Below are 15,694 nucleotides of genomic sequence, written 5' to 3'. Positions count from 1 at the left end.
GATGAGCGTGGGTGAACTCGTGAAGCACTCGCAAACACGCATCGACGCGGCGGTCATTCGCGGCGGCACGTCGAAGGGCCTGTATTTTCTCGCCGACGACTTGCCTGGCGATGCCGCCACGCGCGATGCGGTGCTGCTCGCTGCGATGGGCTCGCCCGACGCGCGACAGATCGACGGTATGGGCGGTGCCGATCCGCTGACCAGCAAGGTCGCGATTGTCTCGCGCGCGACGCGGCCCGATGCCGACGTCGACTATCTCTTCGCCCAAGTCGTGGTCGACGAAGCGCGTGTCGATTACGGACAGAACTGCGGCAACTTGCTTGCTGGCGTCGGGCCGTTTGCTATCGAACGCGGTCTCGTCGCCGTCGCGGGCGATGTGACCGATGTTGCGATTCATATGGTCAACACGGGGCAAGTGGCGCTCGCGACCGTACAGACGCCCGCTGACTCGGTGAAGTACGACGGCGACATCGCCATTGATGGTGTGCCGGGCACCGCGGCGCCGATTCCGCTGATGTTCCGCGACACTGCTGGCTCGACGTGCGGTGAATTATTCCCGACGGGCGCACGTCAGGACGTCGTCGACGGTGTTGCGGTGACGTGCATCGACAACGGCATGCCGCTGGTGCTGATGCGCGCTGCCGATCTGGGCGGCACGGGTACCGAGTCGTGCGAACAACTCGAGACCGGTGCGCAGTTTCAGGCAATGCGCGAAAAGATCGAAGCCATTCGACTCGCCGTTGGCCCGCGCATGAATCTTGGCGACGTGCGCTCGCGCACGGTGCCCAAGATGTGCCTCGTGGCACCGCCGCAAGCGGGCGGGGCGTTGCTCACGCGTTGCTTTATTCCGCATCGTTGCCACTCGTCGATCGGCGTGCTGGCGGCGGTGAGTGTGGCGACGGCGGCCGCCTTGCCGGGCACCGTCTGTCACGACTTGGCCGTGGTGCCGGATGACGTCGCACCGCTGATGTCTATCGAACATCCGACCGGTGAATTCACCGTGCGCCTGACGCTCGCGCGTAGCGAGACCGGAGACAGCGAAGTCACGGGCGCTGGGTTGCTGCGCACCGCGCGCTGGCTCTTCGACGGGCAGGTGTGCATACCCCGTAGCGTCTGGGCGCAGGGAGGGCGGGCATGAGCACCGCACGTCCCCCGTTGCTCATGCTTCCCGGCTTGCTCTGCGATCAGGTGGCGTGGGCCGCCACCGCTGCGTTGTTGCCGGAACACGATTGCCGCGTGCCCGCGTGGGGCATGCTCGATTCCATCGAAGCGATGGCACGCCACGTCCTCGCCAGCGTCGCCGAGCCGCGCTTTGCCGTGGCGGGACATTCGATGGGCGGGCGCATTGCGCTGGAAGTGGTGCGTCTCGCACCCGAGCGCGTCACGCATCTCGCGTTGCTCGACACGGGTTATCAGGCATTACCGGAAGGCGAAGCCGCCGAGAAAGAACGTGCCGGACGCGCCGCGTTGCTCGCACGCTCGCGCGACGCCGGTATGCGCGCGATGGGGCAGGTCTGGGCCACCGGCATGGTGCATCCGGACCAGATCGGCACACCGTTGTTCGCCGCGATTCTCGACATGATCGAGCGCAGCAACCCCGATCAATTCGCTGCGCAAATTCACGCGCTGTTGGGCCGTCCTGAAGCCACGCCGCAACTCGCGGGCATTCGTTGCCCGACGCTTGTGCTGTGCGGCCGTCAAGACACATGGAGCCCGCTCGCCCGTCACGAAATCATGGCCGCGACGATTCCCGGCGCGACGCTGAGCGTGATCGAAGACAGCGGCCACATGAGCCCGATGGAGCGCCCGCAAGCCGTGGCCGCCGCATTGCAGGCGTGGCTCGATACACCCGCCCACGGCATGGCCGGAGCGCAGGCATGACCTCTCTCGATATGACACACACCATCGATCAGAACACGCTCGACGCGATGCTCGCCAAGCAGGCGTGTCAGGACCTCGTGATGCGCTTTGCCGCCTGCAACGACCGGCGCGATCCGCAGGGACTGGGCGCTTTGTTTGCGGAGAAGGGTGTGCTCGTGCGCCCGGGCGGCGAGCCGTTGGTCGGGCCCGCAGCGATCGCAGCGGCCTACGCCGATCGCCCTGCCGAGCGGATGACGCGCCATCTCGTCGGCAATGTGCTGATCGACGTGACGTCAGCGACCAGCGCCATCGGCAGCAGCACGGTGCTGCTGTGGAGCGGTTCGACACAAGACGCACCGGGGCCGTTTGGCCGCCCGGCGCAGGGCCGTCAGGTCATGGGCGAGTTCGAGGACACGTTCGTGAAGACGGCACAAGGCTGGCGCATCGCACGACGCGAAGCGCGGTTCACGCTTGTGCGCGACGCGTGAGGGGTCACGCGCCGCGCTTGATGGGCAATTTGGAGGTAGCAGGGAAAAAGAAGTCAAAAGGCGGGCCGGCGCGTTGACGCCATCAGTCCGACGTTTGGCGTGGGGTAGTAGCTGTGTATTTATAAAACAAGGGGACAGAAGTGAAATTGAAATACGCATTGGCCGCTGGCCTGATGCTGGGTGCAGGCCTGGCACAAGCCCAAAGCAACGTCACGGTGTACGGCATTATCGACACCGGTATCGCCTATTACAACAATGCTGCCAACGGCGGCAGCTTCGTTGGCGAACCGACGCTCACCGGCAAGGTGCCGTCGCGCTTCGGCTTCAAGGGTGTGGAAGATCTGGGCGGTGGTCTCAAGGCCGTCTTCACGTTGGAAAACGGCTTCCAGCCGGGCACGGGTAGCCTGAACTACGGTGGACGTCTGTTCGGCCGTCAGGCGAACGTCGGTCTGTCGAGTTCGTGGGGCACGCTGCTCATCGGCCGTCAGAACAACATGACGTTCTACGTGACCGGTAACGCCGACGTGATCGGACCGTCGATCTTCTCTCTCGCGAGTATCGATCCGTACATCGCCAATGCGCGCAGCGACAGCGCCATCGGCTACATGGGCAAGTTCTCCGGCGTGACGCTGGGCGCGACCTACAGCTTCGGGCGCGATGCGTCGAGCGCTGGCGGGCCGTCGGCGACGAACTGCGCGGGCAACGTGGCAGGCAACTACCAGGCGTGTAAGCAATTCACGGGCTTGATCGGCTACGACTACGAGAACTTCGGTATCTCGGCATCGTACGACCAGATGCGCGGCAACACGGGCGCGGCGGCACCGCTGACGAGCTCGCAATACACCGATTCGCACTCGGTGATTAACGCGTACTACAAGTGGTCGACGGGCCGCGTGGGCGGTGGCTGGATTCACCGCAACGTGAGCGCCGATGCCGCGTCGCTGCGCTCGGACATCTACTTCATCGGCTTCACGTATTTGCCGACGATCACGTGGGCGTTCGATGCACAGGCGATCCGTTACCAACTCAAGAGCCGTGCCAACGCGACGATGCTGATCGGGCGCGCCACGTACTCGCTGTCCAAGCGTACGTCGCTGTACGGCATGGCTGGCTGGGTGGCGAATAGCCAGAACGGCGCCGTGGCGATTGCGGCTGGCGGCTCGGTGGTCACGGGCGGCAACCAGTTCGGCACGATGCTGGGCATTCAGCACACGTTCTGATCGGGCCATCCCGTTGTCGTTTTGTTGTCGATGTTCTGACGCGAGCCTCGGTTCGCGTTAGCCAGATACGCGGTGCTGCGCGCGTGAATTCGTCCGGGGGGGCGGTTCACATGACGCGCGGCACCGCGTCACTCCCTCTTGCTGCGGCATACGACGTGGTGGCGGTGCCGCGCACCACGAGAGAGTGATCCGGCAGACGTCGCGTGGCCGTTCCGTGTGCAGCCGTACATTCCCCGAGCTGCACCACCGCACGCGATCTTCCTGCCCGGCCCGGGTGGTTCAGTCAACCGTTCTCCCGGGCCGTCCATTTTTCCTTGCCGGCTCGCTCGGCAGCTTGGCTCGCGTCGGCGCGCCTGCCTCTCGCGTTTCACGCATTTCCGGTAATCTGCGCATGTCCAAAAGCGTGACCCAATCCATGCCTTCTCCCGCGCCACTGGCCGACGGACTGAGCGCCCGTGCGCGGCGCATCGCCGTGCCGTCGATTCTGCTCGGCACCTTCCTTGGCAATCTCGACGCCTCGATCGCCAACGTCGCGCTACCGACCATCGCGCGCGATTTGGTGGCCGACCCCGCGGCGACGGTGTGGGTCGTCAACGCTTATCAATTGATCTTCGCCATGGCCGTGCTGCCGCTCGCCGCGTTGGGTGAGAAGCTCGGCTATCGGCGCGTGTTTCTGTTCGGGGTGGCTGGTTTCACGGTCGCGTCGCTCGGGTGTGCGCTTGCGCCGAACTTGGCGTGGTTGGTTGCGGCGCGCGTGGTGCAGGGGTTGTGCGGTGCGTGTATGTCGACCATCGTGCCCGCGCTGCTTCGCATGGTCTTTCCACCGAATATGGGTGGCCGGGCAATTTCATTGCTCGCGCTGACGGTGGCGTTGTCGACGGCGGCGGGGCCGAGTGCCGCCGCGCTGATTCTCTCGCTGGGCGACTGGCGTTGGCTCTTTGCGATCAATCTGCCGATCGGACTGGCGGCGTTCGCCGCGTCGTCGCGCTTCCTGCCCGCGACGCCAGGTGCTGACCGGCGGCTCGATGTGCCCGGTGCGTTGCTCAATGCCGTGGCGCTCGCGCTCATCATCATCGGACTGGGGCACGTGGGCGAGGCCGGTCACCATGGCGTGGCTGCGTTGCAGATTGTGCTGGGGCTGGTGGTCGCTGTCATTCTCGTGCGGCATCAACGTGCGCAGTCTGCGCCCTTGCTGCCGCTGGATCTGATGCGCGTGCCGGTGCTGGCGCTGTCGTCGTTGACGTCGGTCGCTTGTTATATGGCGCAGACGTTGTCGTATGTCGGCATGCCGTTTCTGTTGCAGCACGCGATGGCGCGCAGCGAGGCGGTGACCGGTCTGTTGATTACGCCTTGGCCTTTGGTCATCGTGTTCGTGGCCCCGCTCGCGGGTCGCTGGTCAGACCGCTTCGACAGCGCGCGTATGAGCGCGTTGGGGCTGGGCGTGTTTGCGGTGGGATTGGCGTCGCTCGCTTGGCTGCCCGCGGACGCTTCGAACTGGGGCATCGCCGCACGCATGGCCATATGCGGCGTGGGGTTCGGTTTCTTCCAGACACCCAACAACCGCATCATCATGATGGGCGCGCCGCGTGAGCGCAGTGGGGCGGCGAGCGGGCTGATGACGATTGCGCGCACCGTGGGCATGACGCTCGGTGCGGCGCTCGTCGCGCTGCTCTTCGACGTTTATGGCGATGACGGTGCCCGCGCCGCGATGGTGGCGGCAACGGTGCTCGCTGCGCTGGGTGGTGTCGTGAGCCTACTGCGGGTGAGGGCGAAGGGCAACGCAAGCGCGTAGGCGGTGCGGGGCATGGCGATGGCAAGCGTGGTGAGCGCTCGCCATCGACGCGATGAACGGATGGCGCGCATAAGGCTGGCTGAGCCGATTTGTCAAAGCGGGGCTTGCGCGATAGCATCTTGCCTTTCCGTGGTCTGCTGCGGTGCCCGCAGGGCGCCGTCTTCCCAAATGCCGGTGTCCCCCGTGTCCCCTTCTCACGTACTGAGCCGACGCCGCCGGGCGAACCGCGCCCGCAGCGAACACGGCGGACGCGGCCCGGTCTGGCTGTTCGATCTCGACAACACGCTACATCGCGCGTCGCACGCGATCTTTCCGCGCATTAACCGCGCGATGACCGCCTACATCGAAGAGAAGCTGGGCGTGCCCCGCGACGTGGCGAATCACCTGCGGTTTTCCTATACACAACGTTACGGCGCGGTGCTGCTGGGCCTCATCAAGCACCACGCGATCGACCCGCATGACTTCCTGGCTCGCGTGCACGAGCTGCCGCCGCTGGCCGAGGTGCTGCGCGCCGAGCGCGGGCTGGGACGCCTGCTGGCCGGGTTGCCCGGGCGCAAGATTCTGCTGACCAACGCCCCCGCAAGCTACGCCATGGCGATTGTCGATGCGTTGGGAATTCGCCGACACTTCGAGCGGTGTGTGAGCATCGAAGACATGGCCGATCGCCGCGCGTGGCGGGCCAAGCCGGACGCGATCATGCTGCGCCGGTTGTTGGTGCGAGAGGGGCTGGCGCCGCACCGCACTTGGCTGGTCGAGGACACCCGCTCGCATTTGAAGCACCTGCGGCATTTCGGCATCGGCACGGTATGGATTACCGGCCATCTGCCGACGAGAAACAGCCACGGCGACGTGATGCCGCGCAGTGGGCGCCCACACTATGTGGATATCAAAGTACAATCTCTGCGCGAGTTACGGGCGCGCCTTGCGACCGGGGCCGGCGCGAGACGCATCGCCCGGGCCGCCCGACAATCAAATCCCTACCGATAACGACCAGACGATGCAGCAGGAAAACTCTTCGAGCGGGGCCGGTTACGGCACCGCCGATGCGCTGGAGGCCGCACCCGCGCCGGTGAAGACCACTCGCCCCAAGCCGGGCGAGCGCCGTGTGCAGGTTCTGCAAACCCTCGCGGCCATGCTCGAGACGCCCAAGGGCGAGAAGATCACCACGGCCGCGCTCGCCGCGCGCCTGGATGTCTCCGAAGCGGCGCTCTATCGCCACTTCGCGAGCAAGGCCCAGATGTTCGAAGGGCTCATCGAGTTCATCGAACAGACCATTTTCGGTCTGATCAATCAGATCTCCGCACAGGATCAGGACGGTGTGACGCAAGCACGCGCCATCGTGTTGATGCTGCTTGGTTTCGCCGAGAAGAACCCGGGGATGACCCGCGTGCTGACGGGCGAAGCGCTGGTGGGCGAGCATGAACGCCTGCAAGAGCGCATGAACCAGTTGCTCGATCGCATCGAAGCGTCGCTGCGTCAGGTGCTGCGTCTGGCGTCTGCACAAGGCACGCTGCCGGAAACGTTCGATGCGAACTCGCGAGCGAACTTGCTGGTGTCGTACGTGCTGGGCCGCTGGCACCGTTTCGCCAAGAGCGGCTTCAAGCGCACGCCGACCGAAGGCGCTGAGCCGCAGGTGGCGGCGCTGCTGCGCTAAGGCCTCACCAAGGGCGAACGTCATCGTTCGCCCTTGTCGCGTCTGCTGACGGCCAAGCCTATGTAGGGTGCATGTATGGACCCAATGTCAGCTACGCAGATTACGTTATACTTTTGGAACTCGTGATGGGGCCGCTGCCAAGCTGATGGTGCAGTTGGTGCAATCGCGATGATTGGCGCGCCGATTTGGTGACTCGCTTGCGGGCGCGCGAATGACTTCGACAGGGGCTGGGCTCCGTTGGAGGCATTCAATACAAATGCGGCTAAAGAGGTCGTTCGCGCACCCCGCCCGTTTTTCGTCGACCTTTTTCCCCGCACCAAACGCCTAAGGACCGCTGCCGTCTTTTCGGACAGCGCGACCGGCATGTTTCGGACAGGAAATATGGAATCGTCAGTCGGAATCGTCACGCCACAGCGGATGCATTTTGCGCAGCCGCTGGCACTGCAAAACGGCAGCACTCTCGCGGGCTACGACCTGATGGTCGAGACTTACGGCGAGTTGAACGCCGATCGCAGCAATGCCGTGCTGGTGTGCCACGCGCTCAACGCGTCGCATCACGTGGCGGGTATCGCCGCCGATAACCCCAAGGACATCGGCTGGTGGGACAACATGGTCGGGCCCGGCAAGCCGCTCGACACCAACCGCTTCTTCGTCATCGGTGTGAACAATCTCGGCTCGTGCTTCGGCTCGACCGGCCCGATGAGTCTCGATGAAAGCACGGGCACGCCTTACGGCGCGCGCTTTCCCGTCATCACGGTCGAAGACTGGGTGAACGCGCAGGCGCGTGTGGCCGACGTGTTCGGCATTCAGAAATTTGCGGCGGTGATGGGCGGCAGCCTCGGCGGCATGCAGGCGCTTGCGTGGAGCATCATGTATCCCGAGCGTGTCGGTCACTGTCTGGTGATTGCCTCCACGCCGAAGCTCTCGGCACAGAACATCGCCTTCAATGAAGTGGCTCGCTCGGCCATTCTCTCCGATCCCGATTTTCACGGCGGCGACTACTACGCGCATGGTGTCGTGCCGCGTCGCGGCTTGCGTGTTGCGCGCATGATCGGCCACATCACCTATTTGTCCGACGAGGACATGGCCACCAAGTTCGGCCGCGCACTGCGTCGCGCCGAAGCGCTGGTGGATGGGGTGAAGGGGGCGGACGGTGCCGCAGCCGCACAAGATGACGGCTATCGCTTCAGCTTCGATGTGGAGTTCGAAGTGGAGTCGTATCTGCGCTATCAGGGCGATAAGTTCGCCGAATACTTCGACGCCAATACCTATTTGCTGATCACGCGCGCGCTCGATTATTTCGATCCGGCGCGCACGGTCGGCGGCGACCTGTCGCGTGCGTTGGCGCACACGACGGCGAAGTATTTGATCGTATCGTTTGCGACGGACTGGCGTTTCGCGCCGAACCGCTCGCGTGAAATCGTCAAGGCGCTGCTCGACACGCGTCGCACCGTGAGCTACGCCGAAATCGACGCGCCGCACGGTCACGACGCTTTCCTGCTTACCGATGCGCGCTATCACAATCTGGTGCGCGCCTATTACGAACGTATCGCCGAGGAGGTCGGGGTATGAGTCAGTCCACGGATCAAACCACGACGCCTACGACTAGCGCGCAAGCTGCGCGACTGGCGGCTTCGGGCAATCAGATTACGGCGTCGCTCGCCGATCGCGCCGACTTTCGCGTGATCGCGCGCTGGATCGAGCCGGGCTCGCAAGTGCTCGATCTCGGTTGCAGCGATGGGTCGCTGCTGCGTCTGCTGTCAGACGAACTCGATGTGAGCGGCTACGGTGTCGAGATCGATGACGCCGGTGTGCTGGCGTCGGCCAAACGCGGCATCAATGTGATTCAGCAGAATATGGAAGGCGGGTTGGCGCTGTTCGAAGACAATAGCTTCGACACCGTCATCCTGTCGCAGACGCTGCAAACCATTCACCGCACGGCGGACATTCTGCGCGAGACGGTACGCGTGGGACGCGAGGCGATCGTGTCGTTCCCGAACTTCGGTTACTGGCCGCATCGGTTGTCGGTGTTGCAGGGCCGCATGCCGGTGTCGAAGAGCTTGCCGTTTCAGTGGCACAACACGCCGAACGTGCGTGTGCTGACGATCAAGGATTTCGAAGCGTTGGCGCCGGAAGTCGGCGTCGAGATTCTGGATCGCGCGGTGTTGCATAACGGGCGTCTCGTGTCGGTGGGCGCGAACTGGCGTGGTAGTCTTGCGGTCTATCGCGTCAAGCGTTCCTGAACCGACGGTTGCGGCGGCGGAGCGGCGCGCCGGGTGCCATGATGACCGACAGTGGATGGTCAGGGGCGATCGGGTGCCGTACGTCGTGCGCAGCCGGCCCCAACTGTCCTGTCCATGACCGATTCGCTGCCGCCCGACGACGGGCGAGTGTTTCACCCCACGCGGATGATCATCTGCGTGATTCTCGGCTTCACCTCCGGCTTGCCCTTGTTCATCCTGCTCAATCTCGTGCAGGCATGGCTGCGCAGCGAGCAGGTGGACCTCAAGGCGATTGGTCTCTTCGCCCTCATTCAATTCCCCTATACGTGGAAGTTTCTGTGGGCGCCGCTCATGGATCGCTTCGCGCCGAATCTGTTCGGTTGGAAGCCGGGACGGCGGCGCGGGTGGATGTTCGTCACGCAGTTGCTGGTGGCGGGTGCTGTGGCGCTCATGGGGACGTATTCGCCGCAGCGCGATCTGATGACGATTGCCGCGCTTGCGGCGGCGCTGGCGTTCTTTAGCGCGAGTCTCGACATCTGTCTCGACGCGTATCGCCGCGAGTTGCTCTCCGACCGGGAGCAGGGTTTGGGCACGGCGATGCATGTGAATGCCTACAAGGTGGCCGGGCTGGTGCCGGGTTCGCTCGCGCTGATCATGGCGGACCACCTGCCGTGGTCGCAGGTGTTTTTCGTGACGGCGGCGTTCATGCTGCCGGGGCTGATCATGACGCTGGTCGTCAAAGAGCCGGAGATTCGCGGCACGCCGCCGAAGACGTTGCGCGAGGCGGTGGTCGAGCCGTTCCATGAGTTCGTGACGCGCGGGGGATGGACGAAGGCGCTGCTGGTGTTGGCGTTCATCTTTCTGTACAAGCTGGGCGATTCGATGGCGACGTCGTTGGCGACGTCGTTCTATCTCGATTTGGGATTCACTAAAACGCAGATCGGCGTGGTGGCGAAGGCGACGAGTCTGTGGGCGAGTGTCGCGGGCGGGATCATTGGTGGCGTGTGGCTAATCAAGCTCGGCATCAATCGCGGGCTGTGGGTGTTTGGCGTGCTGCAATTGGTGTCGGTGCTGGGGTTCGCGTGGCTGGCGGAGGCGGGCGCGGTGGTGGCGGGACTTGGCGCGGTGATCGCGTTCGAGGCGTTCACGGCGGGGCTGGGGACGGCGGCGTTCACGGCTTACATCGCCCGCACGACGGACCCACGCTATACGGCGACGCAGTTCGCGTTGTTCACGAGTCTGGCGTCGGTGCCGCGCACGTTCGCGAATGCGGGCACGGGGTATATCGTCGACGGTGTGGGCTGGCTGACGTTCTTCCTGATTTGCACCGCACTCGCCGTGCCCGGCATGTTGCTGCTGCCGAAGGTCGCGCCTTGGGGCGCAGACGATGACGGCGGCGACGGCGTGCCGCAAACGAGCGGTGCACGATAGTCGTCATGTCGTGATGACAAAGGGGCCCATCCTCGCGGATTGGCCCCTCGCTTTTTTCAATGCGTGCAGTGCTTACAACGCGTGATCGTAGTCCACTGTCAGCGGCGCATGATCGCTGAACTTGATGTCGCGGAATACTGACGTCGTCTTCGCTTTGCCAGCGATGCCCGGTGTCGCGATCTGATAATCGATGCGCCACCCGACGTTCTTCGCATACGCCTGACCGCGGTTGCTCCACCACGTGTATTGCTCCGGGCGTTGATCGAGCGTGCGGAAAACATCCACATACCCGTGATCGTCGAACAACTGCGTGAGCCACGCGCGCTCTTCCGGCAGGAAACCCGAGTTCTTCAGGTTGCCCTTCCAGTTCTTGATGTCGATTTCCTTGTGCGCGATATTCACGTCGCCACACAGCACCACTTCACGGCCCGCGGCCTTCAGTTCAAGCAGGTGCGGCATGAAGTCGGCCATGAAACGGAATTTCGCCGCCTGACGCTCTTCGCCGCTCGACCCCGACGGGATATACACCGAGATCACCGACAGGTTGCCGTAGCGCACTTCGACATAACGGCCTTCGGCATCGAACTCGTCTTGGCCCCAGCCGATCAGGATGTCGTCAGGCTCGCGGCGCACGTACACGCCCGCACCGCTGTAACCCTTCTTCTCGGCGTAGTGGAAGTAGCCCTGATAGTCGTGCGGCTTGAGAAAGTCGGGCGTCATGTCGGGCAACTGCGCCTTGATCTCTTGCACACACAAGATGTCGGCATCCTGCTTGCCGAACCACTCGAAAAAGCCCTTCTTGGCGGCCGATCGCACGCCGTTCAGATTCGCGGTGATGATGCGCATAGGTCTCGATGTGCCGCGCTCGCCGCGCAGCCGGGGGAAGAAAATGTCAGCGGCAAGGATACCGCATCGTCATTTAGCGCGCCGGTTGACGCCTCGTCGCCCCCGCAATGGCCGCCTTCGCGTCGCCATCGCCACCCGGCCCGAGAATGTCGCGCGCCAACGCTAGCCAGCGCCGCGCCGCATGCGAGAGGTACGAATCGCGCCGCCACGCCATCGCCAAATCCCACGGAATCTCCGGGTCGCGAATATCCGCGATGACGAACCGCTTCGGATCGAGCCGCGCACAAAACGGCTCGGGCAACAACGCAATGCCCACGCCGTTGTCGACCATCGAGGCAATGAAGTCCCATTGGCTCGAACGCCCGGCAATCTTCGGCGTGAAACCCGCCCGCCGACATGCGGCAATCACCAACTCTGACAGCGCAAAGCCCTCGCCGTAAAACACGAACGGCTCGTCACGCAGTTCGCCTAAGCCGACCGACGCGCGCCCCTCCCATGTCGACTCGCGCGGCGCGATCAAACGCAACTGGTAATGACACACGGGAAGCACGTCGAGAATCGCCGGATCGATCGGCAGCAACACGGCACCCAGTTCGATTTCACCGGCCAACAGCGCCTGCTCGATGGCCCGCGAGCCGGTCTCGAACAGCTTCATCTCGATATCCGGATAGTGCTGATGGAACGCCCCGATCACCGGAATGAAGAGATCGCCGCCCAACGGGGGAATGCCGATCGACAACTCGCCACGCGCCACCGTCTCGAGGTCAGCCAACTCCTGCTGCAACCGCGCATACGCGGCGAGCACATCCTGTCCGCGCTCGAACACCACGCGGCCCGCATCGGTCAGTTGCAGTCGGCGCCCCATGCCGCGTTCTTCGCGCAACATGAGCGGCGTGCCCAACTCGTCTTCGAGCGCCTTGACCATTTTGCTGACCGTCGGCTGCGTCACAAACAACGCTTCCGCCGCCGCCGTGAAGCTCTGCTGTCGCACAACTTCCACAAATCCTCGCAACGCACGCAGTTCCATTTTGGGTCTCCCGATTGCACCAATATGGTGCTATCCGCCGCAAAGCCCCGTCGTATAAGGCTTTCTCATGCACTATTAGGGTTAATACTTAAATTATTCCGATATGGAATGGTTTTGATGATTGTAATTCATTATATTTATGTTGCAGCGCTTCCTATACTGCTCTCCATGTTGAAGCAAAACCCCCAGGAGAGTGCCATGACCAAGTTGATCGCCAGCCGTCTGTATAGCCGCAGCAAGCGCGCCGTGGACGTGGTGTGGCAGATTGCGCTGCTCACTGGCATCTATCTGGTGGCCGATGCTGCGTCGCGTCATTTTCACTTGCCCCTGCCGGGTGGCGTTCTCGGTCTGTTCGCGGTGGTCGGTCTGCTCATGAGCGGCGTGCTCAAGGCCGACAAGATCAAGCGCGGTGCCGACTGGTTCTTGGCCGAGATGATTCTCTTCTTCGTGCCGATGGTCGCCGCGGTCATGCAATACACCGACTTGCTGCGCCACGAAGGCCTGCAACTGCTCGCCGTGATCGGCGTGGGCACTGTGCTCGTGATGGTCTCGACTGCCTTGGCGGTGGACCTTGCCTGCCGTGCCGAGCGCCGCATGAAGGCCGTCTTCGTGCGCATTCCGGCACGCCGCGCGGCGCACAACGCGCGCTAAACCAACGCCCCTTGAGCGCCTGCGGGAGCCCGATGGGCTTTCGCAAACCCTGTTTTTACCTCTCGCCGGATTACTGTCATGAATCATACGGCGCTCCTGCTGCTCGCTCTTACCGTCGTGTTTTATTACGTGTCGAAGCGCCTCTACGCGCGTTTCGGCAAGGTGTGGCTCGGCCCGGCCATTCTCGCGCCGGTACTGCTCATCGCGGTGATGGTCGGCGGCGATATCTCGTACACCACGTACATCTCGGATTCGCGCTGGCTCGTCTGGCTGCTCGGCCCCACGACCATCGCCTTTGCGGTGCCGATTTACGAACACCGCGACATCATTCGCCGTCACGCATTTGCACTGACCGTGGGTGTGCTCGTCGCGATGATCGTGGCGGTGGGCAGTTCGTTCGTGCTGGCCCGTTTGTTCGAATTGCCGCCGGAGATGGCGCGCAGCCTGCTCGCCCGTTCGATCTCGACGCCGTTCGCGCTCGTGGTCTCCGATAAGGTGGGCGGCTCCCGCGATCTGGTCGGCCTGTTCGTGATCGTGACCGGCTTCATCGGCATGCTGCTGGGTGAAGCGCTGTTGTCGTGGCTGCCGCTGCGTACGCGCATGGCGCGCGGCGCACCGTTCGGTGCCGGGGCCCACGGTTTCGGCACGGCCAAAGCGCGCCAGATCGGTAGCGAGGAAGGCGTGGTCGCCAGCCTCGTGATGATGATCAACGGCATCGTGATGGTGTTTGCCGCACCGCTACTCACGCATCTGCCGATCTAACCGCTGGAAGGTGCGTGGCCGCATCTTCCACGCGCCTATTGCGTGACGTCCGTAACGGCTCTCGCTGCAAAAAAATAACCCTTCAAGCGTCGCCCCTGAGCCGACGCGCCGCATGAGTTTTGCTACAATGCGCCAGTCTTGAGGAGCGTTGCGACAACGAACAAACGTTGCCAGGCTCAAGATCCTTCCCATTGGCCCCCGCCGGCCCCCGGTTCCACCCGGATAGTTCGGCGCGTCAGCCCCAAGAACGGCGCTCACGTCCCAACTATCTAGACATTTAGAGAAAGGAGGCGTGATGAACGCCGTAGTCGATTCGAAATTCAACGATTTCCACGTAGCCGATATCAAGCTGGCCGATTGGGGCCGCAAAGAACTGCGCATCGCCGAGAGCGAAATGCCGGGTCTGATGGCCACGCGTGAAGAGTTCAAGGCCAGCCAGCCGCTCAAGGGCGCCCGCATCGCCGGTTCGCTCCACATGACGATCCAGACGGGCGTGCTCATCGAGACGCTGACCGCGCTGGGCGCCGAAGTGCGCTGGGCCTCGTGCAACATTTTCTCGACGCAAGATCACGCTGCTGCCGCGATCGCTGCTGCCGGTATCCCCGTGTTCGCCTTCAAGGGCGAATCGCTCGACGAATACTGGGAATACAGCCACAAGATCTTCGAATGGCCGAACGGTGAGTTCGCCAACATGATTCTCGACGACGGCGGCGACGCCACGCTGCTGCTGATTCTGGGCAGCAAGGCCGAGAAGGACCTCTCGGTTGTGGGCAACCCGACCAACGAAGAAGAAGTGGCCCTGTACGCCGCAATCAAGCGTCACATCGAAATCGATCCGCAGTGGTACAGCAAGCGCCTGTCGCAGATCAAGGGCGTGACCGAAGAAACCACCACGGGCGTGCACCGTCTGTATCAGATGGAAAAGGACGGCACGCTGCCGTTCCCGGCCATCAACGTCAACGACTCGGTGACCAAGTCGAAGTTCGACAACCTGTACGGCTGCCGCGAGTCGCTCGTCGACGGTATCAAGCGCGCGACCGACGTGATGATCGCCGGCAAGATCGCCCTCGTGGCAGGCTATGGCGACGTGGGTAAGGGCTGCGCCCAAAGCCTGCGTGGTCTGGGCGCGACGGTGTGGGTCACCGAAATCGATCCGATCTGCGCGCTGCAAGCCGCGATGGAAGGCTACCGCGTCGTGACGATGGAATACGCCGCCGACAAGGCCGACATCTTCGTGACCGCCACGGGCAACTTCCACGTGATCGATCACGACCACATGGCCGCGATGAAGAATCAGGCCATCGTGTGCAACATCGGTCACTTCGACTCGGAAATCAACGTCGCGTCGACCCGCAAGTACGAGTGGGAAAACATCAAGCCGCAAGTCGACCACATCATCTTCCCGGACGGCAAGCGCATCATCCTGTTGGCAGAAGGCCGCCTCGTGAATCTGGGCTGCGCCACCGGCCACCCGTCGTTCGTGATGAGCAACTCGTTCACCAACCAGACCCTCGCGCAGATCGAACTGTTCGTGGACGGCGCCAAGTACAAGAACAGCGTGTACGTGCTGCCGAAGCATCTGGACGAGAAGGTTGCGCGCCTGCACCTGGGCCGCATCGGTGCCGAGCTGACCGTGCTGAGCGACGATCAGGCGAAGTACATCAGCGTCGAGAAGAACGGTCCGTTCAAGCCGGCGCACTACCGCTATTAATTCGCTAGTCGATAGCGATTGATTGGCGGT

General features: G+C 63.3%; 15 protein-coding genes and 1 riboswitch. Of the genes, 13 read left to right on the top strand and 2 right to left on the bottom strand.

Annotated features, from left to right (window positions below; genetic code table 11):
- Position 1: 1 nt before the first annotated feature.
- From ACPWR9_RS03865 to ACPWR9_RS03820, 10 genes are all read left to right on the top strand, one after another.
- Entirely contained in the window at positions 2-1,138 is a 1,137-nt protein-coding gene (locus ACPWR9_RS03865) for a 4-oxalomesaconate tautomerase (protein ID WP_426296388.1), read from the top strand.
- Positions 1,135-1,881 carry an alpha/beta fold hydrolase gene (locus ACPWR9_RS03860; protein ID WP_426296389.1) on the top strand — a complete coding sequence of 249 codons (747 nt, stop codon included), beginning with the start codon at positions 1,135-1,137 and terminating at the stop codon, positions 1,879-1,881. Before ACPWR9_RS03865 ends, ACPWR9_RS03860 begins: the two co-directional genes overlap by 4 nt.
- On the top strand, positions 1,878-2,348 hold the full coding sequence (locus ACPWR9_RS03855) for a nuclear transport factor 2 family protein (protein WP_426296390.1): 471 nt from the start codon (positions 1,878-1,880) through the stop codon (positions 2,346-2,348). The genes ACPWR9_RS03860 and ACPWR9_RS03855 overlap by 4 nt, the downstream gene beginning before the upstream one ends.
- Positions 2,349-2,521: 173 nt before the next feature.
- On the top strand, positions 2,522-3,568 hold the full coding sequence (locus tag ACPWR9_RS03850) for a porin (RefSeq protein ID WP_426296631.1): 1,047 nt from the start codon (positions 2,522-2,524) through the stop codon (positions 3,566-3,568).
- A gap of 415 nt (positions 3,569-3,983) precedes the next feature.
- On the top strand, positions 3,984-5,360 hold the full coding sequence (locus ACPWR9_RS03845; RefSeq protein ID WP_426296391.1) for an MFS transporter: 1,377 nt from the start codon (positions 3,984-3,986) through the stop codon (positions 5,358-5,360).
- Between the two features lie 168 nt (positions 5,361-5,528).
- Positions 5,529-6,347 (top strand): HAD-IA family hydrolase, encoded by an 819-nt coding sequence (locus ACPWR9_RS03840; RefSeq protein WP_426296392.1) that lies wholly within the window; start codon positions 5,529-5,531, stop codon positions 6,345-6,347.
- A 10-nt stretch (positions 6,348-6,357) separates the two neighbouring features.
- Complete coding sequence (gene slmA, locus ACPWR9_RS03835; RefSeq protein ID WP_150679680.1) at positions 6,358-7,014, top strand: nucleoid occlusion factor SlmA; 657 nt, start codon at positions 6,358-6,360, stop codon at positions 7,012-7,014.
- 363 nt (positions 7,015-7,377) lie between these two features.
- Positions 7,378-8,586: a homoserine O-succinyltransferase MetX gene (gene metX / locus ACPWR9_RS03830; protein WP_426296393.1), complete on the top strand. Its 1,209-nt coding sequence runs from the start codon at positions 7,378-7,380 to the stop codon at positions 8,584-8,586.
- Positions 8,583-9,257 (top strand): methionine biosynthesis protein MetW, encoded by a 675-nt coding sequence (metW, locus tag ACPWR9_RS03825; protein WP_246182515.1) that lies wholly within the window; start codon positions 8,583-8,585, stop codon positions 9,255-9,257. The genes metX and metW overlap by 4 nt, the downstream gene beginning before the upstream one ends.
- Positions 9,258-9,371: 114 nt before the next feature.
- Positions 9,372-10,667, top strand: a complete 1,296-nt coding sequence (locus tag ACPWR9_RS03820; RefSeq protein ID WP_426296394.1) for an AmpG family muropeptide MFS transporter — start codon at positions 9,372-9,374, stop codon at positions 10,665-10,667.
- A 72-nt stretch (positions 10,668-10,739) separates the two neighbouring features.
- Here ACPWR9_RS03820 and ACPWR9_RS03815 read toward each other — a convergent pair whose 3' ends face one another.
- Together ACPWR9_RS03815 and ACPWR9_RS03810 are read right to left on the bottom strand one after the other, a co-directional pair.
- Entirely contained in the window at positions 10,740-11,513 is a 774-nt protein-coding gene (locus ACPWR9_RS03815) for an exodeoxyribonuclease III (protein ID WP_426296395.1), read from the bottom strand.
- Positions 11,514-11,586: 73 nt separating this feature from the next.
- On the bottom strand, positions 11,587-12,540 hold the full coding sequence (locus tag ACPWR9_RS03810) for a LysR family transcriptional regulator (protein WP_150679684.1): 954 nt from the start codon (positions 12,538-12,540) through the stop codon (positions 11,587-11,589).
- A 198-nt stretch (positions 12,541-12,738) separates the two neighbouring features.
- On the opposite strand from ACPWR9_RS03810, the gene ACPWR9_RS03805 reads away from it, so the two are divergent.
- The 3 genes from ACPWR9_RS03805 (at position 12,739) to ahcY (ending at position 15,664) form a co-directional block, all read left to right on the top strand.
- Positions 12,739-13,191 carry a CidA/LrgA family protein gene (locus ACPWR9_RS03805; RefSeq protein WP_426296396.1) on the top strand — a complete coding sequence of 151 codons (453 nt, stop codon included), beginning with the start codon at positions 12,739-12,741 and terminating at the stop codon, positions 13,189-13,191.
- A 78-nt stretch (positions 13,192-13,269) separates the two neighbouring features.
- Entirely contained in the window at positions 13,270-13,953 is a 684-nt protein-coding gene (locus tag ACPWR9_RS03800) for an LrgB family protein (protein WP_058376859.1), read from the top strand.
- A 134-nt stretch (positions 13,954-14,087) separates the two neighbouring features.
- A riboswitch (S-adenosyl-L-homocysteine riboswitch) is annotated at positions 14,088-14,216 on the top strand.
- A gap of 32 nt (positions 14,217-14,248) precedes the next feature.
- Positions 14,249-15,664 (top strand): adenosylhomocysteinase, encoded by a 1,416-nt coding sequence (gene ahcY, locus ACPWR9_RS03795; protein WP_426296397.1) that lies wholly within the window; start codon positions 14,249-14,251, stop codon positions 15,662-15,664.
- Positions 15,665-15,694 lie beyond the last annotated feature (30 nt).

Origin of the sequence: Pandoraea pneumonica, assembly GCF_049918595.1 — a bacterium.
Lineage (GTDB): Bacteria > Pseudomonadota > Gammaproteobacteria > Burkholderiales > Burkholderiaceae > Pandoraea > Pandoraea pneumonica_A.
Note: the sequence above shows the minus strand (reverse complement) of the source record. Positions and strands in the feature narration are given on the sequence as shown.